The organism is Streptomyces sp. NBC_01549 (genome assembly GCF_026339955.1).
Classification (GTDB): domain Bacteria; phylum Actinomycetota; class Actinomycetes; order Streptomycetales; family Streptomycetaceae; genus Streptomyces.
On the sequence record NZ_JAPEPW010000001.1, the window covers coordinates 7,016,287 to 7,033,542 of the forward strand.

Sequence of the window (17,256 nt, forward strand, 5' to 3'; positions counted from 1 at the left end):
GGTGGATCTCGGGGACGGTCGCACACCTCAGGAGCGGGCGCTGCGCCATGTCGCGGCTCGATCCCGCGGTCCGGCGGTGGATCCGGCGCTGCGCATCACCCTGAACTTCCACCCCGACCGGCTGGTGGGCGGGCTCCCGATCCTGGAGGCACTGGCCCGGGACGGCACGTACGTCTCGCAGTTCGTCACCGGCACGAGCAACGGCGGGCTCACCGCGCACCCCGGCGGCGACCGCTGGCGCTGGGAGAGCCGGATCTTCGGCGCGGCGTACGACGCCGAACCCGCGCGCGAGCGCCCCGTGTACGGCGGACTGAACTTCCGGCGCCAGGTCGTCGGCGCGGCGCCCCGCTTCGGCTCCTCGCACTTCCGACTGACCGGTGCGGCGCTGCGGCGGACCACCTTCTGCTACCCCGACAGCGCGGCCGAGCCGTCCGCGTTCGGAGTCGCCGCCGGGATGTCACTGATCGAACTGGCCGAGGCGGACGAACAGGACGCGCTCAACGACTACATCGAGGCACAGGTGCACGGACCTGTCGACCTGGCCGGTGACACGGAGGCCCTGGTCCTGGACGCGAGCTACCGGGGCACGGCCGTCGAGGCGGCGGCCCGGCGGCTCCCGTGCCCCGTGGAGTGGCACCCCGGGTACCGGCTCCCGGTCGAGGAACTGCGCCGCCACCCGGACTTCCGCGGTCCCGAGTCCGTCGCGCTCGGCGCCCGCATCGCCGAGGACGGCCGGCTCGACCCCCGGATCATCGGGGACGCCGCCCACACCGGCCGCCACGAACTGCAGGACCTGAAGATGGTGTGGCACTGCCTCGCGCGCTTCGGCGCCCCTCAGGGGGCGGTCGCCGCCGTGGGCGGCCACACTCCCCGAGTCAGTACGCCCAGCGCGTAGGCGCGCGCGACCAGTTCCGCGAGGCCTTCCGTACGCTGTACCAGGACCGTACGCCGGACGCGGACGAGGCGACCGCCGAGAGGTGGCTGAACGAGCTGATCGCGACCGGGCGTTACGTGGAGGACGTGTACGCGGCCGGGTGACCGAAAGGGCGGGGTGGAGCGTATGACGGAGGACTCCTGGGAGCGGGCGCGGCGGGTTCTCGCGGCGGCCGGACTGTCGCCGGACCGCCTCGCCCGCTGCCGCCCGCTCGACGGTGGCACGTACAACACCGTCGAGGAACTCCTCCTCACCGACGGCACCCGCCATGTGCTGAAGGTCCCGCCCCCGGAGACCGCCCCGGGTCTGCGCCATGAGCGCGAACTCCTGGTCTCCGAGGCGGAGTTCTACCGTTCGGCCGCCACCGTCGACGTACCGGCGCCGCGCGTCGTGGCCATGGGGGGCCGTCACCTCCTCATGACGGCCTGCCCGGGCCAGTCGTGGAACGGCACGCTCACTCCTGACGAACAGAACGCTCTACGTGCGGAGTTGGGCGGCTTGGTGGCCCGGCTCCACCAGGTCACCGGACCCGGCTTCGGCTATCCGTCCGGGGCCCTCGGCCCGCTCGCCCCCGACTGGCGCACCGCCTTCACCACCATGTACGACGCCGTCCTGGACGACGCCCGCCGTTACCGGGCCTGGCTGCCCCGGCCCGTGGAGGAGGTGGCCAGCACCGCGAAGGCGGCGTACGACTCCCTGGACGAGGTCACCACCCCCCGCCTGGTCCACTTCGACCTGTGGCGGGGCAACATCCTCGTGGACCGCTCGGACGGTACACCCCGGATCGGCGGCCTCATCGACGGCGAGCGCATGTTCTGGGGCGACCCTCTGGGGGACTTCGTCTCCCTCGCCCTTCTCGGTGACATCGAGCAGGACACCGCCTTTCTGACCGGCTATCAGAACGCGGGAGGCAGCGCGGACTTCGGCGCCGCGGCCCGCCAACGTCTCGCCCTCTACCGCAGCTACCTCTACCTGATCATGCTCATCGAGACCGTGCCCCGCGCCGTGGACGACGACCAGGTCGCCTGGGTCCGCGAGGCGGTGGCTCCGCAGCTCGTGGCGGCCCTGGACGACGTCGGCCGGCGTGGAGCCGGCCGGTCGAACGGATGACCTCGCACCCTCGCCTTCGGCTGGACGCGGGCTCCGGTCGAGGGAACACCCGCGTCCAGCGCGAAGGCCGGGACGTATGTCAGGCCGCGTTGCGCCTCCGCTCCCCGTGGGCCCGGATGATGTCCGCGTACCGGTGCCCGCTGCCCTTCACCGTGCGCCGCTGGGTCTCGTAGTCGACGTGCACGAGGCCGAAACGCTTGTCGTAGCCGTAGGCCCACTCGAAGTTGTCGAGCAGCGACCAGGCGAAGTATCCGGCGAGGGGAACGCCCTTCGCGGCCGCCGCGGCACAGGCGGCGAGGTGCTGCTCCAGGTACCGCGTGCGCTCGGGGTCGTCGACGGTGCCGTCGGGGCGGACCACGTCGGGATAGGCCGAACCGTTCTCGGTGACATACAGCTTACGGGCGCCGTAGTCGTCGGTGAGGCGGAGCAGCAGGCGCTCGATTCCGGAGGCGTCGACCTCCCAGTCCATGCCGGTGCGGGGGACACCGAGGCGGCGCACCGTGCGCACGCGCGGCGCGGGTCCTGAGGGGTCGTCGGCGACGGTGGACGGGAAGTAGTAGTTGAGGCCCAGCCAGTCCAGGGGCTGCGCGATGGTCTCCAAGTCGCCTGGCAGCTCCGGGAGTTCGACGCCGTAGACCTCACGCATGTCCGCCGGGAACCCGCGGCCGTGCACCGGGTCCAGCCACCAGCGGTTGGTGTGCCCGTCCAGCCGGCGGGCCGCCGCGACGTCCTCGGGACGGTCGGTGGCGGCCTCGACGCTGGAGAGGTTGTTGACGATGCCCACCTGTGCGTCCGGTGCTGCCGCGCGGATGGCCTGCACGGCCAGGCCATGGCCCAGGAGCAGGTGGTACGAGGCGCGGACCGCGACCGTCAGATCGGCGAGGCCGGGGGCCATCCGGCCCTCCAGGTGGCCGATCCAGGCCGAGCACAGCGGCTCGTTGAGCGTCGTCCAGTGCTGGACGCGGTCACCCAGACGTTCCGCGATGACCGAAGCGTACGAGGCGAAGTGGTGTGCCGTGTCGCGCTCCGGCCACCCGCCCCGGTCCTGGAGCACCTGCGGCAGGTCCCAGTGGTAGAGGGTGACGGAGGGGGTGATGCCCGCCTCGAGCAGGGCGTCGATCAACTGGTCGTAGAAGTCCAGCCCCTTGGCGTTGACCGGGCCGTCGCCGCCCGGCACCACCCGGGGCCATGCGATGGACAACCGGTAGGCGTTCGTCCCGAGTTGACGCATGAGCGCGATGTCCTCGCGCCACCGGTGGTAGTGGTCGCAGGCGATGTCCCCGTGGTCGCCGTTGTCGATCTTGCCGGGCGTGTGCGAGAACGTGTCCCAGATGGACGGGGAGCGGCCGTCCTCGGCGACGGCTCCCTCGATCTGGTAGGCCGACGTGGCCGTGCCCCACAGGAAGTCCTCGGGGAGTGCGGCAAGGTCGATGGTCACGGAAGTCCCTTCAGGGGAAGAGGAGTCGGTCACTTGACGGCTCCTGCCGTCAGGCCGGCGACGAGGTAGCGCTGGAGCAGCAGGAACCCGGCGACCACCGGGACGCTCACCACGAGCGAGGCGGCCATGATCTGGTTCCAGTACACGTTGTTGAGCGTGGAGTAGCCCTGGAGCCCGACGGCGAGCGTGCGCGTGGTCTCGTTGGTCATCACCGACGCGAACAGCACCTCGCCCCAGGCGGTCATGAAGGCGTAGACGGCGACGGCGACGATGCCCGGGATCGCGGCGGGCACGACCACCCGAAACAGCGCGCCGAGCGGCCCGCAGCCGTCCACCAGCGCCGCCTCGTCCAGATCGCGCGGCACCGAGTCGAAGTACCCGATCAGCATCCAGATCGAGAACGGCAGGGAGAAGGTGAGATACGTGAGGATCAGGCCCCCGCGCGAGCCGAACAGCGCGATGCCCGTGGTGTTGCCGATGTTGACGTAGAGAAGGAAGAGCGGGAGGAGGAAGAGGATGCCGGGGAACATCTGCGTCGACAGCACGGTCACCGTGAAGACGCGCTTGCCGCGGAAGCTGTAGCGGCTCACCGCGTACGCCGCGAAGACCGCGATCACCACCGAGCAGACCGTCGCCGCGCCCGCCACGATCAGCGAGTTGACGAAGTACCTCGCCAGCGGGACCGTCGACCAGATGTCGATGTACGGGCGGATCGTCAGACCGCTCGGCAGCCAGCGGAACTTCCCCGACACGTCCGCGAGCGGCTTCAGGGAGCTGGAGACCATGACATAGACGGGAACCAGCACGAAGCCGGTGAGCAGGGTGAGGAAGATCCGCCGGGACCAGAGGAAGGACCGCGGGGGAGCCATCGGCGAGCGCGGCGCCTTCGAGGCGCCGGACGCCGCCTGCGCGGTGCTAGACATCGGCCGTCTTCCTTCCTCGGGAGGTCAGCAGCAGGTAGACACCCGTCACGACGAGCAGGAAGAGCAGCAGCAGGACCGACATGGCCGATCCGGTGCCGAAGTTCCAGGTGACGAACGACGCCTGGTAGATGTGCACCGAGATGAGGTCCGAGGCCTCCGGAGCGGTCCTGCCGAACAGGACGTACGGTGTGTTGAAGTCGTTGAACGTCCACAGGAACAGGACGAGCACCAGCACCTGGTTGACCGGGCGCAGTGACGGCAGGGTGATGCGGCGCAGCCGCTGCCACAGACCGGCACCGTCGAGGGCTGCCGCCTCGTACAGCTCCCCGGGGATGTTCTGCAGGCCGGCCATGACGATGAGGAAGGCGAACGGCCAGCCCTTCCACACCGACACGGTGAGCAGGGCGTAGAAGCTGTTGTCGCCGATGAGCCAGAAGGACGGCTTGTCGGTGAGGTGCAGCTGGTCGTGCAGGACGTGGTTCACCAGGCCGTTGTCGTGCTGGAACATGAACACCCAGGTGATGACCGCCGCGTACACGGGCAGTGCGTACGGGACGAGGAAGAGCGCCCGCAGCAGACCGCGGCCGTGGAAGGTGTCCTGCAGGTAGATCGCGGCCGCCGTGCCGATCAGCCAGCACAGGCCCACCGACAGCAGGGTGAAGCCGACGGTCACGAGGAACGAGTGCAGCAGCGCCTTGCCGACGGGCGCGCTGAAGTCCATCGACACCTTGTAGTTGTCGAAGCCGGACCAGGGTGCGGTGCCCCAGTCACGGATGTAGAACTGGGTGAGCTGCTTGAAGCTCATGAAGATGCCGATCACCATCGGCACCAGGTGGACCAGGAGTTCGAGAAGCAGGGCGGGCAGGAGCAGCAGATAGGGCAGTCCGATACGCCGGATCCGCCCGGGGCGGCGCGGCCCGCGCGCCGCACCGGGGGAGTCCTTGCGCACCGTCCGTTCGCCGGAGTCGGCGGAGGCGGCGGTCGTGGTGGTCATGAGGGTGTCCGCGCTCACTTCGCCGGCATCTGCTGCTGGGCCTTCTCGAGCTCCGCCTTCACCGACTCCGTGGTCACCGCGCGTCCGGCGGCCGCCTCCGCGAACAGCTCCTTGACGGCCGTACCGACCGCAGTCTCGAACTGGGACTCGTCGGCGACCTGGGGAAGCGCGACGGCGCTCTTGGCCAGGGTGTCCTTGAGGATCGCGTTCGCCGGGGTGTTGAAGGTGGCGTCCGTCTGGGACGTCTTCACCGGCGGGATCGTGCTGTACGCGGTGTTGAGGATCTTCTGCTCGGCGTCGCTCGTCATGAACTTCACGAACTTGGTGGCGCCGTCGAGGTTGTGGGTGTTCTTGAAGACGGCCAGGTTGATACCCGCGACCATCGAGTTGACGTTGGTGCCGGTTCCCGGGGTGCCGGACTGCACGGGGACGGGGGCGATGCCGTACGCGTCGTCACTCATGCCCTGTGACTTGAGATTGGAGGACGCCGACTGCCACAGCAGCATCGCGGTCTTGCCCTTGGCGAAGTCGCTCACGGACTGGTTCTGGGCGTATTCGGCGTTGCCGGGCGCGATGATCTTGTCCTTGGCCATCAGGTCGACGTACTGCTTGACCGCCGCGACCGTGCCGTCCGAGGTGAAGTCCGGCTTGCCGTCCGCGGTGAAGAAGTCGGCGCCGTGCTGCTTGGCGAAGACGAAGGTGTGGTGGATGTTCTCCGAGGGGTTCGAACCTTCGGCTCCCAGGCCCCACTTGCCGCCCTTGGACAGCTTCTTGCCGTCGGCGATCAGCTCGTCCCAGGTGGTCGGCGGCTTCGCTATGCCCGCGTCGGCGAACAGCTTCTTGTTGTAGTAGAGCGCGTACGCCATCGAGTACAGCGGTACCGCGGCCGGGTCCTTGCCCTGCGCGCCCGTCGAGCCGAGCGCCGAGTCGACGAAGCGGTCCTTGCCGCCGATCTTGGCGAAGTTGCTCGCGTTCCACGGCAGCAGTGCGCCGGTGGCCTGCAGCGAGGCGCTCCAGGTGTTGCCTATGTTCAGGACGTCGGGGCCCTGACCCGACGTGGTCGCGGTGAGAATCCGGTTCAGCAGGTCCGACCAGGGGACGACCTCCACCTTGACCTTGATCCCGGTCTGCTTCTCGAACTTGTCGAGTTCGGGCTGGAGGACCTTCTTGTCGACCTCGATGCTGGCGCCCTGGTTGGAGGCCCAGTAGGTGAGCGTCTTCGGCGAGTCGTTGGACCCGCCGCCCGTCGACGAGCCGCCACCACAGGCGGTCACGGCGGTCAGCAGGGAGACGGTGACCGCACCGGCGGCCGCGGCTCGGATTCTGCGCATGGCTGCGTATGTCCCTTTCCCGGAGGGAGAGCCACGAAGGGCGCCCGCGTTCACTTCCTGAACGACCCTCATGGCTTAATTTAGGACGTGAGTTAAGACCCGGAAGAAAGTCGCGTCAAGGGATCGCGCAGGGGTATCTTGCAGGTCGGGCGGGCCGGAAGGGATTCACATGGCGGTGCGGAACGGGCGGACAGTGCGTGACCTGCGACGCGGCAATCGCACCGCCGTCCTGCAACGGTTGTATTTCGACGGCCCCATGAGCCGCTTCGAGCTGGGCCCGGCCACCGGCCTGAGTTCCGGTTCCGTCAGCAACGTGGTCGCGGAACTCGTCGCGGACGGTCTGGTCGAGGAGGCCGGAAGCGTCGACTCCGACGGCGGCCGCCCGCGTACGCTGCTGCGGGTCGTACCCGACAGCGGCCACATGATCGGCGTCGACGTGGGCGAGACCCGCGTCCGCGTGGAACTCTTCGACCTCACCCTCACCGAACTCGCCCGCACGGAACGGCCGCTGGAGCGGCAGAGATACGGGAGCGACCGGGCGCCGGAGGGGGAGGGAGGGTCCGAGGGGGAGGGGCCGTCCGAGGGGGAGGGCGTAGCCGCGGCCGACCGGCCGCCGGAGCGACCGGGACACGAGCTCGCCCCGGCTCCGGGCGGCGGACCGTCGTCGAAGCGCCGGGAATACGACGTGGACGTCATCGTCGGACACATCCGGGACGGCATCGCCGAGGTACTGGCCGAGGCGGGCATCGCCCCCGAGCGGCTGCTCGGCGTCGGTATCGGCGTCCCGGGAATCGTCGCCCGTACGCCGGAGGAGGGTGCGGTGGTGCACGGACAGACGATCGGCTGGGACGCCGTCCCGCTGGAGTCCCTGCTCCGCTCGTCCTGCCGACTCCCCGACACCGTCCCGTACTTCGCGGACAACGGCGCCCGGACCCTGGGCCAGGCCGAGATGTGGTTCGGCGCCGGACGCGGCGCCCGCAACGCGGTCGTCGTCCTCTTCGGCTCGGGCGTCGGCGCCTGCCTGGTCACCGAGGACGTGGAGCACGGCCGCTCGGTGGAGTGGGGCCACCTGACGGTACGGGTCAGGGGACGCCGCTGTCGGTGCGGAGCCCTCGGCTGTCTGGAGGCCTACGCGGGCGCGGAGGCGCTCCTCGACCGCTGGCGTGAGGAGGGCGGACGCCCGCCGGAGGGTACCGACGAGGAGACCGCGCTCACCGCGATGCTCACCGCGGCGTATCCGACCGAGGACGGTACCGAGCCCGATCCCGTGGCGCTCGCCGTCCTGGAGGAGACCGCCGAGTACCTGGGCGCGGGCCTGTCCGACCTGATCAACCTCTTCCAGCCCGAGCGCATCCTCATCGGCGGCTGGGCGGGCCTCCAGCTCGGCACCCGCTTTCTGCCCGCCGTCCGCCGGCACGCGGCCTCGTACGCCCTGCGCTACCCGGCCGAGCGCGTCTCCATCGACCTCGGGCGGCTCGGTCCGGACGCCGTGACGGTCGGCGCCGCGATCCTGCCGCTCGCCGACTTCTTCGCGCGGGGCGGCCGACGCGCCGAGCCGGTGAGCGAGGGCCCCTCCCCGGCCTGGCGCACCGCGCTGGAGGAGCGCGCCCCGCACTGATCGACAGGGCACCGCCCTGATCCGGAAACACGGGGTTTCGGCGATCGTTTCCCGCGTGGAGTGCGCTACCGGCAGGGCAGGGCAGGGCGGGGCGGGGCGGGGCGGGCACGGCGCTGCGTGCCGCCCGGATTCTCACGGCGGGTGGCGCTCTCACGGGAGCCCTCCTCGCCGGCCGCCACCGGGGCGCCGCCGCACTGTCCGGTGCGGAGGGAACAGGAAGGGATCGGGGTGGTGAGCGGTCGGCATGACCTCGGGGGTAATCGACCCGCCCCCGGCCCTCCGGAACCATGAAGGACGTACCCACTCGACCCGCCACCGGATTCCGGGAGGTTTCCCATGCCGTACTTCGAGAGCCCCGTCGATGGCACCCGGCTGCACTTCGTCGACTACGGTCCCGCCACCGGGCAGGTGATCGTGTTCGTCAACAGCGCCTACTTCGGTACGGAGATGTGGGAGTACCAGATGCTGCCGCTCGCCGCGGAGGGCTACCGCTGCGTCGGCTTCGACCGGCGCGGCCACGGCCGGTCCGACGACGTGTGGGGCGGGTTCGACCTCGACAGCCTGGCCGACGACGTCGACGGGGTGCTGCGCCACCTCGACCTGTCCGACGTGACCCTGGTCGGGCACTCCGTCGGGACCGCCGAAGTCGTGCGTTGTCTGACGCGGCACGGCGTCGATCGGGTGGCGAGGGTGGCACTGGTCGCGGGCATGGCGCCCGGGGCCGTCCGGTCCGCGGACCATCCGGGCGGCGTCGACCCGGGCGTCGTCGAGGCTGGCAACCAGGTCTTCCGCCGTGACCGGGCCGCCTTCTTCGTCGACGGGGCCCGCTCGTTCTTCGCCCTCGATCTCCCCGGGAACGAACTCTCCCCGGCCTATGTGCAGTCCATGATCAACCGCTGCCACGGCGCGACCGCGCGCGGCGGGGCGGCGCTGGGAGACCTCGCGGCCACCCTGAACGTCGCCCCCGACCTGGCGAAGCTCGACCTGCCCGCGCTGGTCGTCCACGGCACCCACGACACGTCGGCGCCGCTGGACCTGACCGGCCGCCGGTCGGCCGAACTGCTGTCCGGCAGCACGCTCAAGGTCTACGAGAACGCGGGCCACGGCCTCTTCGCCACCCACGCGGAACGTCTCCTCGCGGATCTGCGGGAGTTCATGACCCGCGCCTGACGCCCCGGGCGCGTCACGCGAACGCGTTCACCCCGGTCAGCTCCGCCGACAGCGCCCACAGCCGCGCGGCCTGCTCGGGGTCGATCGCGTAGTCGCGTACGCCGGTCCGCTCGCCGTCCGCCGGAGCGACCTCGGCGATGTCGCAGTCGTCGCAGTACACCCCGCCCAGGCCGGCCAGCTGCGGCGAGGTCGCCGCCCACACCTGGGTCGCCGCACCCTCCTGGGGCGACTTGAAGGCGGACGGGTGCAGCAGGTTGCCGTCCTCGTCGATCCAGCCGCGCTCCACCATCTCCTCCTTGGCGAGGTGGCGCTGCAGCGGGGTGAGGATGCCGCCGGGGTGGAGGGCGAAGGCCCGTACACCGGACTCCCGGCCGAGCCGGTCGAGGTGGACGGCGAACAGGACGTTCGCGGTCTTCGCCTGCCCGTACGCCTCCCACTTGTCGTAGCCGGTGCGCCAGTGCACGTCGTCCCAGCGGATCCCCGAGTTGTGGTGACCGCCCGAGGAGACGGAGACGACCCGCGCGCCACCCGGCTCGATCGCGGACCACAGGCGGTTCACGAGGGCGAAGTGGCCGAGGTGGTTGGTCGCGAACTGGGCCTCCCAGCCGGGACCGACGCGGGTCTCCGGGCAGGCCATGATCCCGGCGTTGTTGATGACGATGTCGATGGTGCGACCCGAGGCGAGGAAGCGTTCGGCGAAGGCACGGACGCTCTCGAGGTCACCGAGGTCGAGCTCGTCCACCTCGACCCCTTCGATGCCCTCCACCGCCTCGCGGGCCACGTCCGGGCGGCGCGCCGGGACGACGACGTGGGCGCCCGCCTTGGTGAGCGCGCGTGTGGTCTCCAGGCCGAGCCCCGAGTACCCGCCGGTGACGAGGGCGAGCTTCCCGGTCAGGTCGATGCCCTGGAGGACGTCGTCGGCGGTGCTGTGGGCGCCGAACCCCGAGCCGATCTTGTGCTGTGCAGTGGTCATGCTCCGACGCTACGGATTGGAGAGCACTCGAAGTCAAGCGGAGGCCACTGCTCACGGCGGGGGACGGGTGTGGCCACGGGCATGAAAAGGCCCCGACCGGATGGGGGAATCTCGGTCGGGGCCGTCTGTGGTGGGCACGGATGGCGGTCGCCTCTGGGCGAAAGGCTCCACGGGGCTTCAGCCGAACGATCGTCCCTGTGGGCGAAAGGTGAGGCCCGAGGACACTGTTCCATCCACATCCACGGTTGGTTCAACGGGGAACTACCGATGGGTGTTCCCGCGTGACCAGGGAAGACGCGGTGACGTACGTCACCCGGAGGGGGGCAAGGAAGCGGGAGGGTTCTCGCGGCGCCGGGTCGGCGTCGTCCGCTCCTGGGTCCAAGCCAGCAGTTCGGCCTCGCTCCAGGTGGTGATCACGCGCTCGGCGGGCACCCCGCACTCCTCGGCCCGCGCGCAGCCGTGGATCTGCCATTCGAGTTGACCGGGGGCGTGCGCATCGGTGTCGATCGAGAACAGCGCGCCCGCGTCGAGCGCCCGGCGCAGCAGCCGGCGCGGTGGGTCGAGACGTTCCGGGCGGCAGTTGATCTCCACGGCCGTACCCGACTCCGCGCAGGCGGCGAAGACCGCGTCGGCGTCGAACTGCGACTCGGGCCGCCGCTCGGAGAGCAGCCGGCCCGTGCAGTGCCCGAGCACGTCCGCGAGCGGATCGCGTACGGCGGTGACCATGCGGCGGGTCATGGACCTGGCGTCCATGCGCAGCCTGGAGTGCACCGACACCACCACGACGTCCAGCAGCTCCAGCAGCTCCGGCTCCTGGTCGAGCGATCCGTCGTCGAGGATGTCGCACTCGATGCCGGTGAGCAGCCGGAACGGAACCCACTGGCGGTTGAGCTCCGCCACCACCGCCAACTGCTCGCGCAGTCGCTCGGGGGACAGCCCCCGCGCCACGGTCAGCCGCGGCGAGTGGTCGGTGAGCACCGCCCACTCGTGCCCGAGGTCCGCGGCGGTCCGGCCCATCCTCTCGATCGGGCTGCTGCCGTCCGACCAGTCGGAGTGCAGATGGCAGTCGCCGCGCAGCAGCGCCCGCAGCCGTTCGCCACCCTCGGCAAGCGGTGTCGCGGCCTCCTGCTCCAGCTTCTCGAGATAGTCGGGCACCTGACCGGCCACCGCCTCGCGCACGACCTGTGCCGTCCTCGGCCCGATGCCCTTCAGCGACTCCAGGGTCCCGGCGGCGACCCGCTTCTCGACCTCCCCGGCGGGCAGCCCGGCCAGCACGGCCTCGGCGGTGCGGAAGGCCCGTATGCGATAGGTGGGGGCCTGGGCGCGCTCCAGCAGGAACGCGATCCGGTCCAGGGCTTCGACGGGTTCCATCGCCACCACCTTCCGTGAGTTCCCCGCCCCTTCAAGCCTTGCCGAGCCGCCGTCGGCCCGCACGACGGAGCGCCGCTCACCTGGCCACTCGCCTCGCCGCTCACCCAGGCGCGCTCACCTAGGCGTGCTCTCCTCGGCCCGCTCGCGGGAATCGATCTACGCTCTAGACATGACCGAAATCTCGAGCCCCCACATCTCCTACCCGCGGGTCATGGTGCTCGGGGTGCAGCCGTGCGAACCGCCGTTCCGGATCGTGGAGATCGACGGGGAAATGGCCGGCGAGGCGAAGTCGATCACCGATGTCCTGACGATCGCCGGCGCCTACGGGATCCACATCCATGATCTCGACGACCCCGACGCGGTGCGCTGGGTGGGCGGCGGCAAGTTCACCTGGTCGCACCACTAGCACGGGGACAGCGAGACACGGGGACAGCGGACAGCGAGACAGCGGCTCGGGGAGCGCGCGGACCTCGGGTTTCGCGCCGGTGTGAGCTGTCACGGGAGGAAGTGACCCCGCACCCCAGGAAAGATCACCAATGGGCGGGAACCCGGCATGGGCCGATTCCCGCGAGGGCACGGTTGATCTTGCCGGGTGATCACGACCGCCCCGGCGCCCCCTCTTCCTCCGGGAGTCGTCATGCCCCGTGGCTTCGCCGCGCCCGCCGCCGCCCTCCTCGCCTCGACCGGCCTGCTGGCCTCGACCGCCCTCCTCGCCGCTGTACCGGCGAGCGCGGCGACGCACGGCGCGTCGCGGGCCGGAGACGTGTGCTTCTGGACCGCCGCCGGCCAGCACGGCTCGTCGTGGTGCTACACCCCACCGGGCTACACGGACGTCCCGGAGTTCCTGCACGACAAGGCCGCCTCCTTCCGGTCCAACGCCGACACCGCCGTGTACGCCATCGACTGGGGCCGCGGCACCTGCTACGCCCGGCTGATCCGGGCGCACGACCTGGCCGACAACTGGCCCTGGGGCGCCCGGCTCGACGGCGTGGCCGACACCACCATGGGCTGCGAGGTCGGCTGACCCGTGCGACACCTTCGCGCGCTCGCCGCCGCCGCGCTCGCGCTGCTGGCGCTGACGGGGTGCGCCACGGCGACCGCGCAGCGCGCCGTGCCCCCGCTGCCCAGGACCGAGCGCGACCGAGACGACCTCATCGACACCGCCCAGCAGGTGCTCGTCGACCGCTGTCTGGCCCGGCAGGGACTGACCCTCCAGAACGCCTGGGCTCCGCAGCACGGCGGCGCCTCGGACCCACGAGAGCGCAGCGCCTCGGATCCGCCGGACCGCCGGCTGCAGGGCGCCCTCTTCGGCCGCGGACGCCCCGGACTCTCCGTCACCCTGGCCACCGGCTACACCGTCACCGCCCACACGGACGGCTGTCTGGCCGCCGCCGAGCGCGAACTCTACGGTGACCAGCGGCTCTGGTTCCGTACCCGGGTCGTGGTGAACAACCTTCGGGCCGAAGCCCAGCAGCGCATGAAGCGTGACCCCGACTACCGCGACGCGACCGCCCGCTGGACCCGCTGCGCCACCCCGGCGCACGGGACCCGCCCGGGCCGCCCCGACCCCGCCGTCTCCACCCGCTGCGCCCGCGAGAGCGGCCTCACCCGGGTGCGGGCGCGGCTGGAACCGGTGCTGCTGGCCCGGGTCCGCGCCGAGCGGCACGGACAACTGACCACCTACCGGCAGCTGCGCACCCGCGCACTGCGCCGCGCGGCGGACCTGTACGCCGAGCGGACCGTCCAGGTAACCCTGAAGAAAGGCAGTGACCCTTCGTGATCAACAAGCGTCTCGCCCTCTTTGCCGCCGCGGCCCTGCTCGCCCTCACCGGCGGCCTCGCCCTGGCCACCCCCTCCGGCGCGGCCGACTGCCCCAGCGGCAACTTCTGCGTCTGGGAGAACGCCAATTTCGACGGCCAGCGTGCCAACTGGTCGGGGGACGACGGATGGTGGGAGAGCTGGATCGCCGACACCGACTCCTCCTGGGCCAACCACGGCATCGGGGGACCCGGAATCAAGGACCATGTGAAGGTCTACGAGAACGCCTGGCAGGGCGGCGCCATGACGATCTGTCTCGGACCGGGGGAGGAGGTCGGCTACAACGCCGTGGCGAACGACCGCGGTGACTCGCACACCTGGTCCATGGGCTGCTGAGAGGCCGACCCCAGCCGATCGACGCCTGTCGATCGACCCTGGCCGATCAGCGCCGGCCGATCAGCGCCGGCCGATCAGCGCCGGCCGATCAGCGCTGGCCGATCAACGCCGTCCGCCCGCGGTAGGGACCGCGGGCGGACGGTCATGCCGTGCGGCCCCTCAGGCCTTCGGGGCTTCGCGCCGGTTGCGCCAACTCCTCCGACGGGGCTTGGGGTGCACCGCCCGGCCGATCCGCCGTCCCAGCAGCAGATAACCCACCAGTGCTCCGGACGTGTTCAGGATGACGTCGTCGATGTCGAAGGCGCGCCCGGTGATCAGCGTGCCCTGGACCAGCTCGACCAGCAGCATCACCACCGCGGTGAGCAGCAGCACGCGCAGGATTCCCCGAGCCTTGGGAATCAGCACGGGCACCAGCACACCGAAGGGCACACCGAGCAGGACGTTCCCGCCGATCTGCTTCACTGCGTCGCGCAGCGCCGGCTGGTCGAGATAGGCCCGCAGCGAACTGCCGGGGTGCAGATTGGTGTGGATCAACGCCTTCGACGCCGGTGACGGCTCCAGCGTCAGCCGGGCCAGCGCGACCGCGAACGCCACCATGGCCACGAAGGCCAGCAGCATCACGAGCAGCCGCACCGGCAACGGGAGCACCTTGCGCTCCTGCGCGGGTACCGATGACCGTCGACCGGATTTCGTCGTACCGGTGGTGCGCAGGGTGCTTGAGAGTGACGCCGTACGGACCATTCGATTCTCCCGGTTCCAACTGCCCTCTAGGTAAAGGCGGTTACCCGCAAAGCGTCCTTCGATGCGCGACGCGTCTGGGAGCCCTGGCGTCGCCGGGGATCCTGAGCGGCTGACCGCCGGAGCCCGGCTCAGGCGTCGTAGCTCACGGTCACCTCCTTGAAGCCGAGGGAGCGCAGCAGGCCGTCGAGCATGCCGGTGGTGTTCTCCTCGGCCCGCTTGGTGAGCTGGCTGTCCTTCGCCGCCGTGCCGATGTGCTTGACCGCGAGTTTCTGCACGGCCTGCTCGCTGCCCGGGTTGTCGGAGAAGAGGTCGCCGAGCCGGTCCAGCAGCCCACGCTGTTTGGAGACGGCGTACGAACGGTCGGGGTCGAGCGCGGGCTTGCCGAGGAACGCGTGCGGCAGCCGCAGGGTGGCCGTGGTGCGGTCGGAGTTGACCGTCACGTCCTTCTTGGTGAGCGAACCGAGGTCGACGTACGCCTCGACCGTGCCGGCCCCCACGTACAGCGTGCGGGTGCCGCGGATCGCGTCGGGCAGGTACTTGGCATCCTTCTCCAGGTCCACCACCACCTGGAAGTTGCCCGAGGCGGCGTCGTAACGGCTCATGTCCTGGATCGACTCGAGGAGGGCTGGTCCGGAGCGGTCGTGCGTCTCGGTGCCGAACAGGTCACGCAGCCCCGGGAGAACGGCCAGTCGCAGTCCGGCGAACAGCACCACGAGCACCAGCAAGATGGCAGTGATCACCTTGGCCCACGCGGGCATGCGCTTGGGCAGGCGCTTGATGGACGACGTCATTCGACGGTCCTCCTTCCTGCTGACCGAATGCCCTCCAAATCCACTACTAGGCCGCCCTGTTGGCGGATTCGTGTCATCGACGGGGAGCGCGGGCGGGAGCGCGTCCACTCGGGCGGCACCGACCACCGCACTTCGCCGTACGCCGACGGAGCACCGTGTCCGCCCGCCGTACCGCATCTGCCGCACTACATCAGCCGGATCATGTTCCAGGAGAGGGGTTCCAGGACGGTGGTCAGGGTGCCGTCGTCCTGGAGGGTGGTGTCCTGGACGGGGTGGGGGGTGACCCGTTCCTGGTCGTCCAGGGTGTTGCGGGCGTCGGGGTCGGCGTCGGCGATCGCGGTGTGCTCGACGACCGTCGTCAGTCCCAGGCGGTTCAGGGCGACTTCGAGGGGCAGGGGTTCGGTCTGGCTGCGGTTGACCGCGAAGACGGTGACCGAGCCGTCGTCGGCGCGTACGGCGGTGGCGTGCAGCAGGTCGACCTCGCCGTACTTCTTCGTCTCGTAGGTCGGCGACACCGCGCGGACGTCGAGGACCTCTCCGCGCCCGTACTTCGCCGCCTGTGAGAAGGGGTAGAACGTGGTCTGGCGCCAGGCGGGGCCGCCGGGTTCCGTCATGATCGGGGCGATGACGTTGACGAGCTGGGCGAGGCAGGCGACGGTCACCCGGTCCGCGTGCCGCAGCAGCGCGATGAGCAGGGAGCCGAAGACGACCGCGTCGGTGACGGTGTAGACGTCCTCCAGGATGCGGGGGGCCTCCTGCCAGTCCTCGACCGGATGCGGGTTCGGACGGCTCTGGTACCAGACGTTCCACTCGTCGAAGGAGAGGTTGATCTTCTTCTTCGACTTCAGCCGGGCGCCCACGTGGTCGCAGGTCGCCACCACGTTCTCGATGAAGGACTCGGTGTCGACGGCGGAGGCGAGGAAGGAGTCGCGGTCGCCGTCGGTCTCCTCGTAGTAGGCGTGCAGGGAGATGTAGTCGACGAGGTCGTACGTCTCGGCCAGCACGGTCGCCTCCCACGCGGCGAACGTCTCCATGTCCTGTCCCGAGGATCCGCACGCGACGAGTTCGAGGTCGGGCTCGATCTGGCGCATCGCGCGGGCGGTCTCGGCGGCCAGCCGGCCGTACTCCTCGGCCGTCTTGTGGCCGGTCTGCCAGGGCCCGTCCATCTCGTTGCCCAGACACCACAGACCGATACCGAACGGCTCCTTGTCGCCGTGCGCCACCCGCAGGTCCGAACGGGCCGTCCCGCCGGGGTGGTTGGCGTACTCCTGGAGCTCCAGGGCCTCGGCGACCCCACGCGTGCCGAGGTTGACCGCCATCATCGGCTCGGCCTGCGGGCCGAGCTTCCGCAGGAACGCGATGTACTCCGACAGGCCGAAACGGTTCGACTCGGTCGAACGCCAGGCCAGGTCGAGACGGCGGGGCCGCTCCTCGACCGGGCCCACCGAGTCCTCCCAGTTGTAGGCGGAGACGAAGTTCCCGCCGGGGTAGCGGATCGTGGTGACGCCCAGTTCGCGGACCAGTTCCAGGACGTCCGTGCGCAGGCCTTCGGCGTCCGCGGAGGGGTGGCCGGGTTCGTGGATGCCGGTGTAGACGCAGCGGCCGAGGTGTTCGACGAAGGAGCCGAAGAGGCGGGGGTTGACCTCACCGACGGTGAAGGCGGGGTCCAGGGCGAAACGGGCGGTACGCATCTTTACCTTCCGGAGGT

General features: G+C 70.5%; 17 protein-coding genes. 8 read left to right on the forward strand and 9 right to left on the reverse strand.

What is annotated here, in order from left to right; all coding sequences use genetic code 11:
* The first annotated feature begins 1 nt into the window (after window position 1).
* Both OG819_RS31350 and OG819_RS31355 read left to right on the forward strand, forming a co-directional pair.
* A complete protein-coding gene (locus OG819_RS31350) occupies window positions 2-895 on the forward strand; it encodes a DUF3626 domain-containing protein (protein ID WP_266622068.1) in 894 nt (297 codons plus the stop codon).
* Between the two features lie 165 nt (window positions 896-1,060).
* Window positions 1,061-2,044, forward strand: coding sequence for an aminoglycoside phosphotransferase family protein (locus OG819_RS31355; protein WP_266651928.1), 984 nt, complete (start codon window positions 1,061-1,063; stop codon window positions 2,042-2,044).
* A gap of 79 nt (window positions 2,045-2,123) precedes the next feature.
* Here the strand turns inward: OG819_RS31355 and OG819_RS31360 are convergent, their stop codons facing one another.
* From OG819_RS31360 to OG819_RS31375, 4 genes are read right to left on the reverse strand one after another with little or no spacing between them, the layout of a single operon-like run.
* Entirely contained in the window at window positions 2,124-3,482 is a 1,359-nt protein-coding gene (locus OG819_RS31360; RefSeq protein WP_266622065.1) for a GH1 family beta-glucosidase, read from the reverse strand.
* Window positions 3,483-3,511: 29 nt separating this feature from the next.
* Window positions 3,512-4,351, reverse strand: a complete 840-nt coding sequence (locus tag OG819_RS31365; RefSeq protein WP_266422099.1) for a carbohydrate ABC transporter permease — start codon at window positions 4,349-4,351, stop codon at window positions 3,512-3,514.
* A 46-nt stretch (window positions 4,352-4,397) separates the two neighbouring features.
* The gene (locus OG819_RS31370) at window positions 4,398-5,399 is read right to left on the reverse strand and encodes a carbohydrate ABC transporter permease (RefSeq protein WP_266651930.1); all 1,002 of its coding nucleotides are present in this window, start codon (window positions 5,397-5,399) and stop codon (window positions 4,398-4,400) included.
* 14 nt (window positions 5,400-5,413) lie between these two features.
* On the reverse strand, window positions 5,414-6,730 hold the full coding sequence (locus OG819_RS31375; RefSeq protein ID WP_266651931.1) for a sugar ABC transporter substrate-binding protein: 1,317 nt from the start codon (window positions 6,728-6,730) through the stop codon (window positions 5,414-5,416).
* 169 nt (window positions 6,731-6,899) lie between these two features.
* Here OG819_RS31375 and OG819_RS31380 point away from each other — a divergent pair, with 169 nt between their 5' ends.
* Window positions 6,900-8,348 (forward strand): ROK family transcriptional regulator, encoded by a 1,449-nt coding sequence (locus OG819_RS31380; protein ID WP_266651932.1) that lies wholly within the window; start codon window positions 6,900-6,902, stop codon window positions 8,346-8,348.
* A gap of 336 nt (window positions 8,349-8,684) precedes the next feature.
* A complete protein-coding gene (locus tag OG819_RS31385) occupies window positions 8,685-9,518 on the forward strand; it encodes an alpha/beta fold hydrolase (RefSeq protein ID WP_266622059.1) in 834 nt (277 codons plus the stop codon).
* A 13-nt stretch (window positions 9,519-9,531) separates the two neighbouring features.
* Here the strand turns inward: OG819_RS31385 and OG819_RS31390 are convergent, their stop codons facing one another.
* Complete coding sequence (locus tag OG819_RS31390) at window positions 9,532-10,491, reverse strand: SDR family NAD(P)-dependent oxidoreductase (protein WP_266622057.1); 960 nt, start codon at window positions 10,489-10,491, stop codon at window positions 9,532-9,534.
* A gap of 309 nt (window positions 10,492-10,800) precedes the next feature.
* Window positions 10,801-11,862, reverse strand: coding sequence for a PHP domain-containing protein (locus OG819_RS31395; protein WP_266622055.1), 1,062 nt, complete (start codon window positions 11,860-11,862; stop codon window positions 10,801-10,803).
* A gap of 169 nt (window positions 11,863-12,031) precedes the next feature.
* Between OG819_RS31395 and OG819_RS31400 the strand changes: the two genes are divergently transcribed.
* The 4 genes from OG819_RS31400 to OG819_RS31415 all read left to right on the forward strand — a co-directional run bounded on the left by OG819_RS31400 (window position 12,032) and on the right by OG819_RS31415 (window position 14,016).
* Complete coding sequence (locus OG819_RS31400) at window positions 12,032-12,268, forward strand: hypothetical protein (RefSeq protein ID WP_266579905.1); 237 nt, start codon at window positions 12,032-12,034, stop codon at window positions 12,266-12,268.
* 231 nt (window positions 12,269-12,499) lie between these two features.
* Entirely contained in the window at window positions 12,500-12,886 is a 387-nt protein-coding gene (locus OG819_RS31405; RefSeq protein ID WP_266651933.1) for a hypothetical protein, read from the forward strand.
* Window positions 12,887-12,889: 3 nt separating this feature from the next.
* A complete protein-coding gene (locus tag OG819_RS31410) occupies window positions 12,890-13,642 on the forward strand; it encodes a hypothetical protein (protein ID WP_266622052.1) in 753 nt (250 codons plus the stop codon).
* Complete coding sequence (locus tag OG819_RS31415) at window positions 13,639-14,016, forward strand: peptidase inhibitor family I36 protein (RefSeq protein WP_266651935.1); 378 nt, start codon at window positions 13,639-13,641, stop codon at window positions 14,014-14,016. Before OG819_RS31410 ends, OG819_RS31415 begins: the two co-directional genes overlap by 4 nt.
* A 159-nt stretch (window positions 14,017-14,175) precedes the next feature.
* Here OG819_RS31415 and OG819_RS31420 read toward each other — a convergent pair whose 3' ends face one another.
* The 3 genes from OG819_RS31420 to OG819_RS31430 form a co-directional block, all read right to left on the reverse strand.
* The gene (locus OG819_RS31420; RefSeq protein ID WP_266651937.1) at window positions 14,176-14,757 is read right to left on the reverse strand and encodes a VanZ family protein; all 582 of its coding nucleotides are present in this window, start codon (window positions 14,755-14,757) and stop codon (window positions 14,176-14,178) included.
* A gap of 128 nt (window positions 14,758-14,885) precedes the next feature.
* Window positions 14,886-15,548 (reverse strand): DUF4230 domain-containing protein, encoded by a 663-nt coding sequence (locus OG819_RS31425; protein ID WP_266651939.1) that lies wholly within the window; start codon window positions 15,546-15,548, stop codon window positions 14,886-14,888.
* Between the two features lie 185 nt (window positions 15,549-15,733).
* Window positions 15,734-17,239, reverse strand: coding sequence for an alpha-N-arabinofuranosidase (locus tag OG819_RS31430; RefSeq protein WP_266622046.1), 1,506 nt, complete (start codon window positions 17,237-17,239; stop codon window positions 15,734-15,736).
* Between the last annotated feature and the right edge of the window lie 17 nt (window positions 17,240-17,256).

What these genes read in the sequence shown, in the direction of transcription:
- OG819_RS31425 (WP_266651939.1), bottom strand. Translation starts at nt 15,548, where the DNA reads ATGACGTCGTCCATCAAGCGCCTGCCCAAGCGCATGCCCGCGTGGGCC.
- OG819_RS31405 (WP_266651933.1), top strand. Translation starts at nt 12,500, where the DNA reads ATGCCCCGTGGCTTCGCCGCGCCCGCCGCCGCCCTCCTCGCCTCGACC.
- OG819_RS31420 (WP_266651937.1), bottom strand. Translation starts at nt 14,757, where the DNA reads ATGGTCCGTACGGCGTCACTCTCAAGCACCCTGCGCACCACCGGTACG.
- OG819_RS31395 (WP_266622055.1), bottom strand. Translation starts at nt 11,862, where the DNA reads ATGGAACCCGTCGAAGCCCTGGACCGGATCGCGTTCCTGCTGGAGCGC.
- OG819_RS31370 (WP_266651930.1), bottom strand. Translation starts at nt 5,399, where the DNA reads ATGACCACCACGACCGCCGCCTCCGCCGACTCCGGCGAACGGACGGTG.
- OG819_RS31375 (WP_266651931.1), bottom strand. Translation starts at nt 6,730, where the DNA reads ATGCGCAGAATCCGAGCCGCGGCCGCCGGTGCGGTCACCGTCTCCCTG.
- OG819_RS31390 (WP_266622057.1), bottom strand. Translation starts at nt 10,491, where the DNA reads ATGACCACTGCACAGCACAAGATCGGCTCGGGGTTCGGCGCCCACAGC.
- OG819_RS31400 (WP_266579905.1), top strand. Translation starts at nt 12,032, where the DNA reads ATGACCGAAATCTCGAGCCCCCACATCTCCTACCCGCGGGTCATGGTG.
- OG819_RS31385 (WP_266622059.1), top strand. Translation starts at nt 8,685, where the DNA reads ATGCCGTACTTCGAGAGCCCCGTCGATGGCACCCGGCTGCACTTCGTC.
- OG819_RS31355 (WP_266651928.1), top strand. Translation starts at nt 1,061, where the DNA reads ATGACGGAGGACTCCTGGGAGCGGGCGCGGCGGGTTCTCGCGGCGGCC.
- OG819_RS31430 (WP_266622046.1), bottom strand. Translation starts at nt 17,239, where the DNA reads ATGCGTACCGCCCGTTTCGCCCTGGACCCCGCCTTCACCGTCGGTGAG.
- OG819_RS31380 (WP_266651932.1), top strand. Translation starts at nt 6,900, where the DNA reads ATGGCGGTGCGGAACGGGCGGACAGTGCGTGACCTGCGACGCGGCAAT.
- OG819_RS31365 (WP_266422099.1), bottom strand. Translation starts at nt 4,351, where the DNA reads ATGGCTCCCCCGCGGTCCTTCCTCTGGTCCCGGCGGATCTTCCTCACC.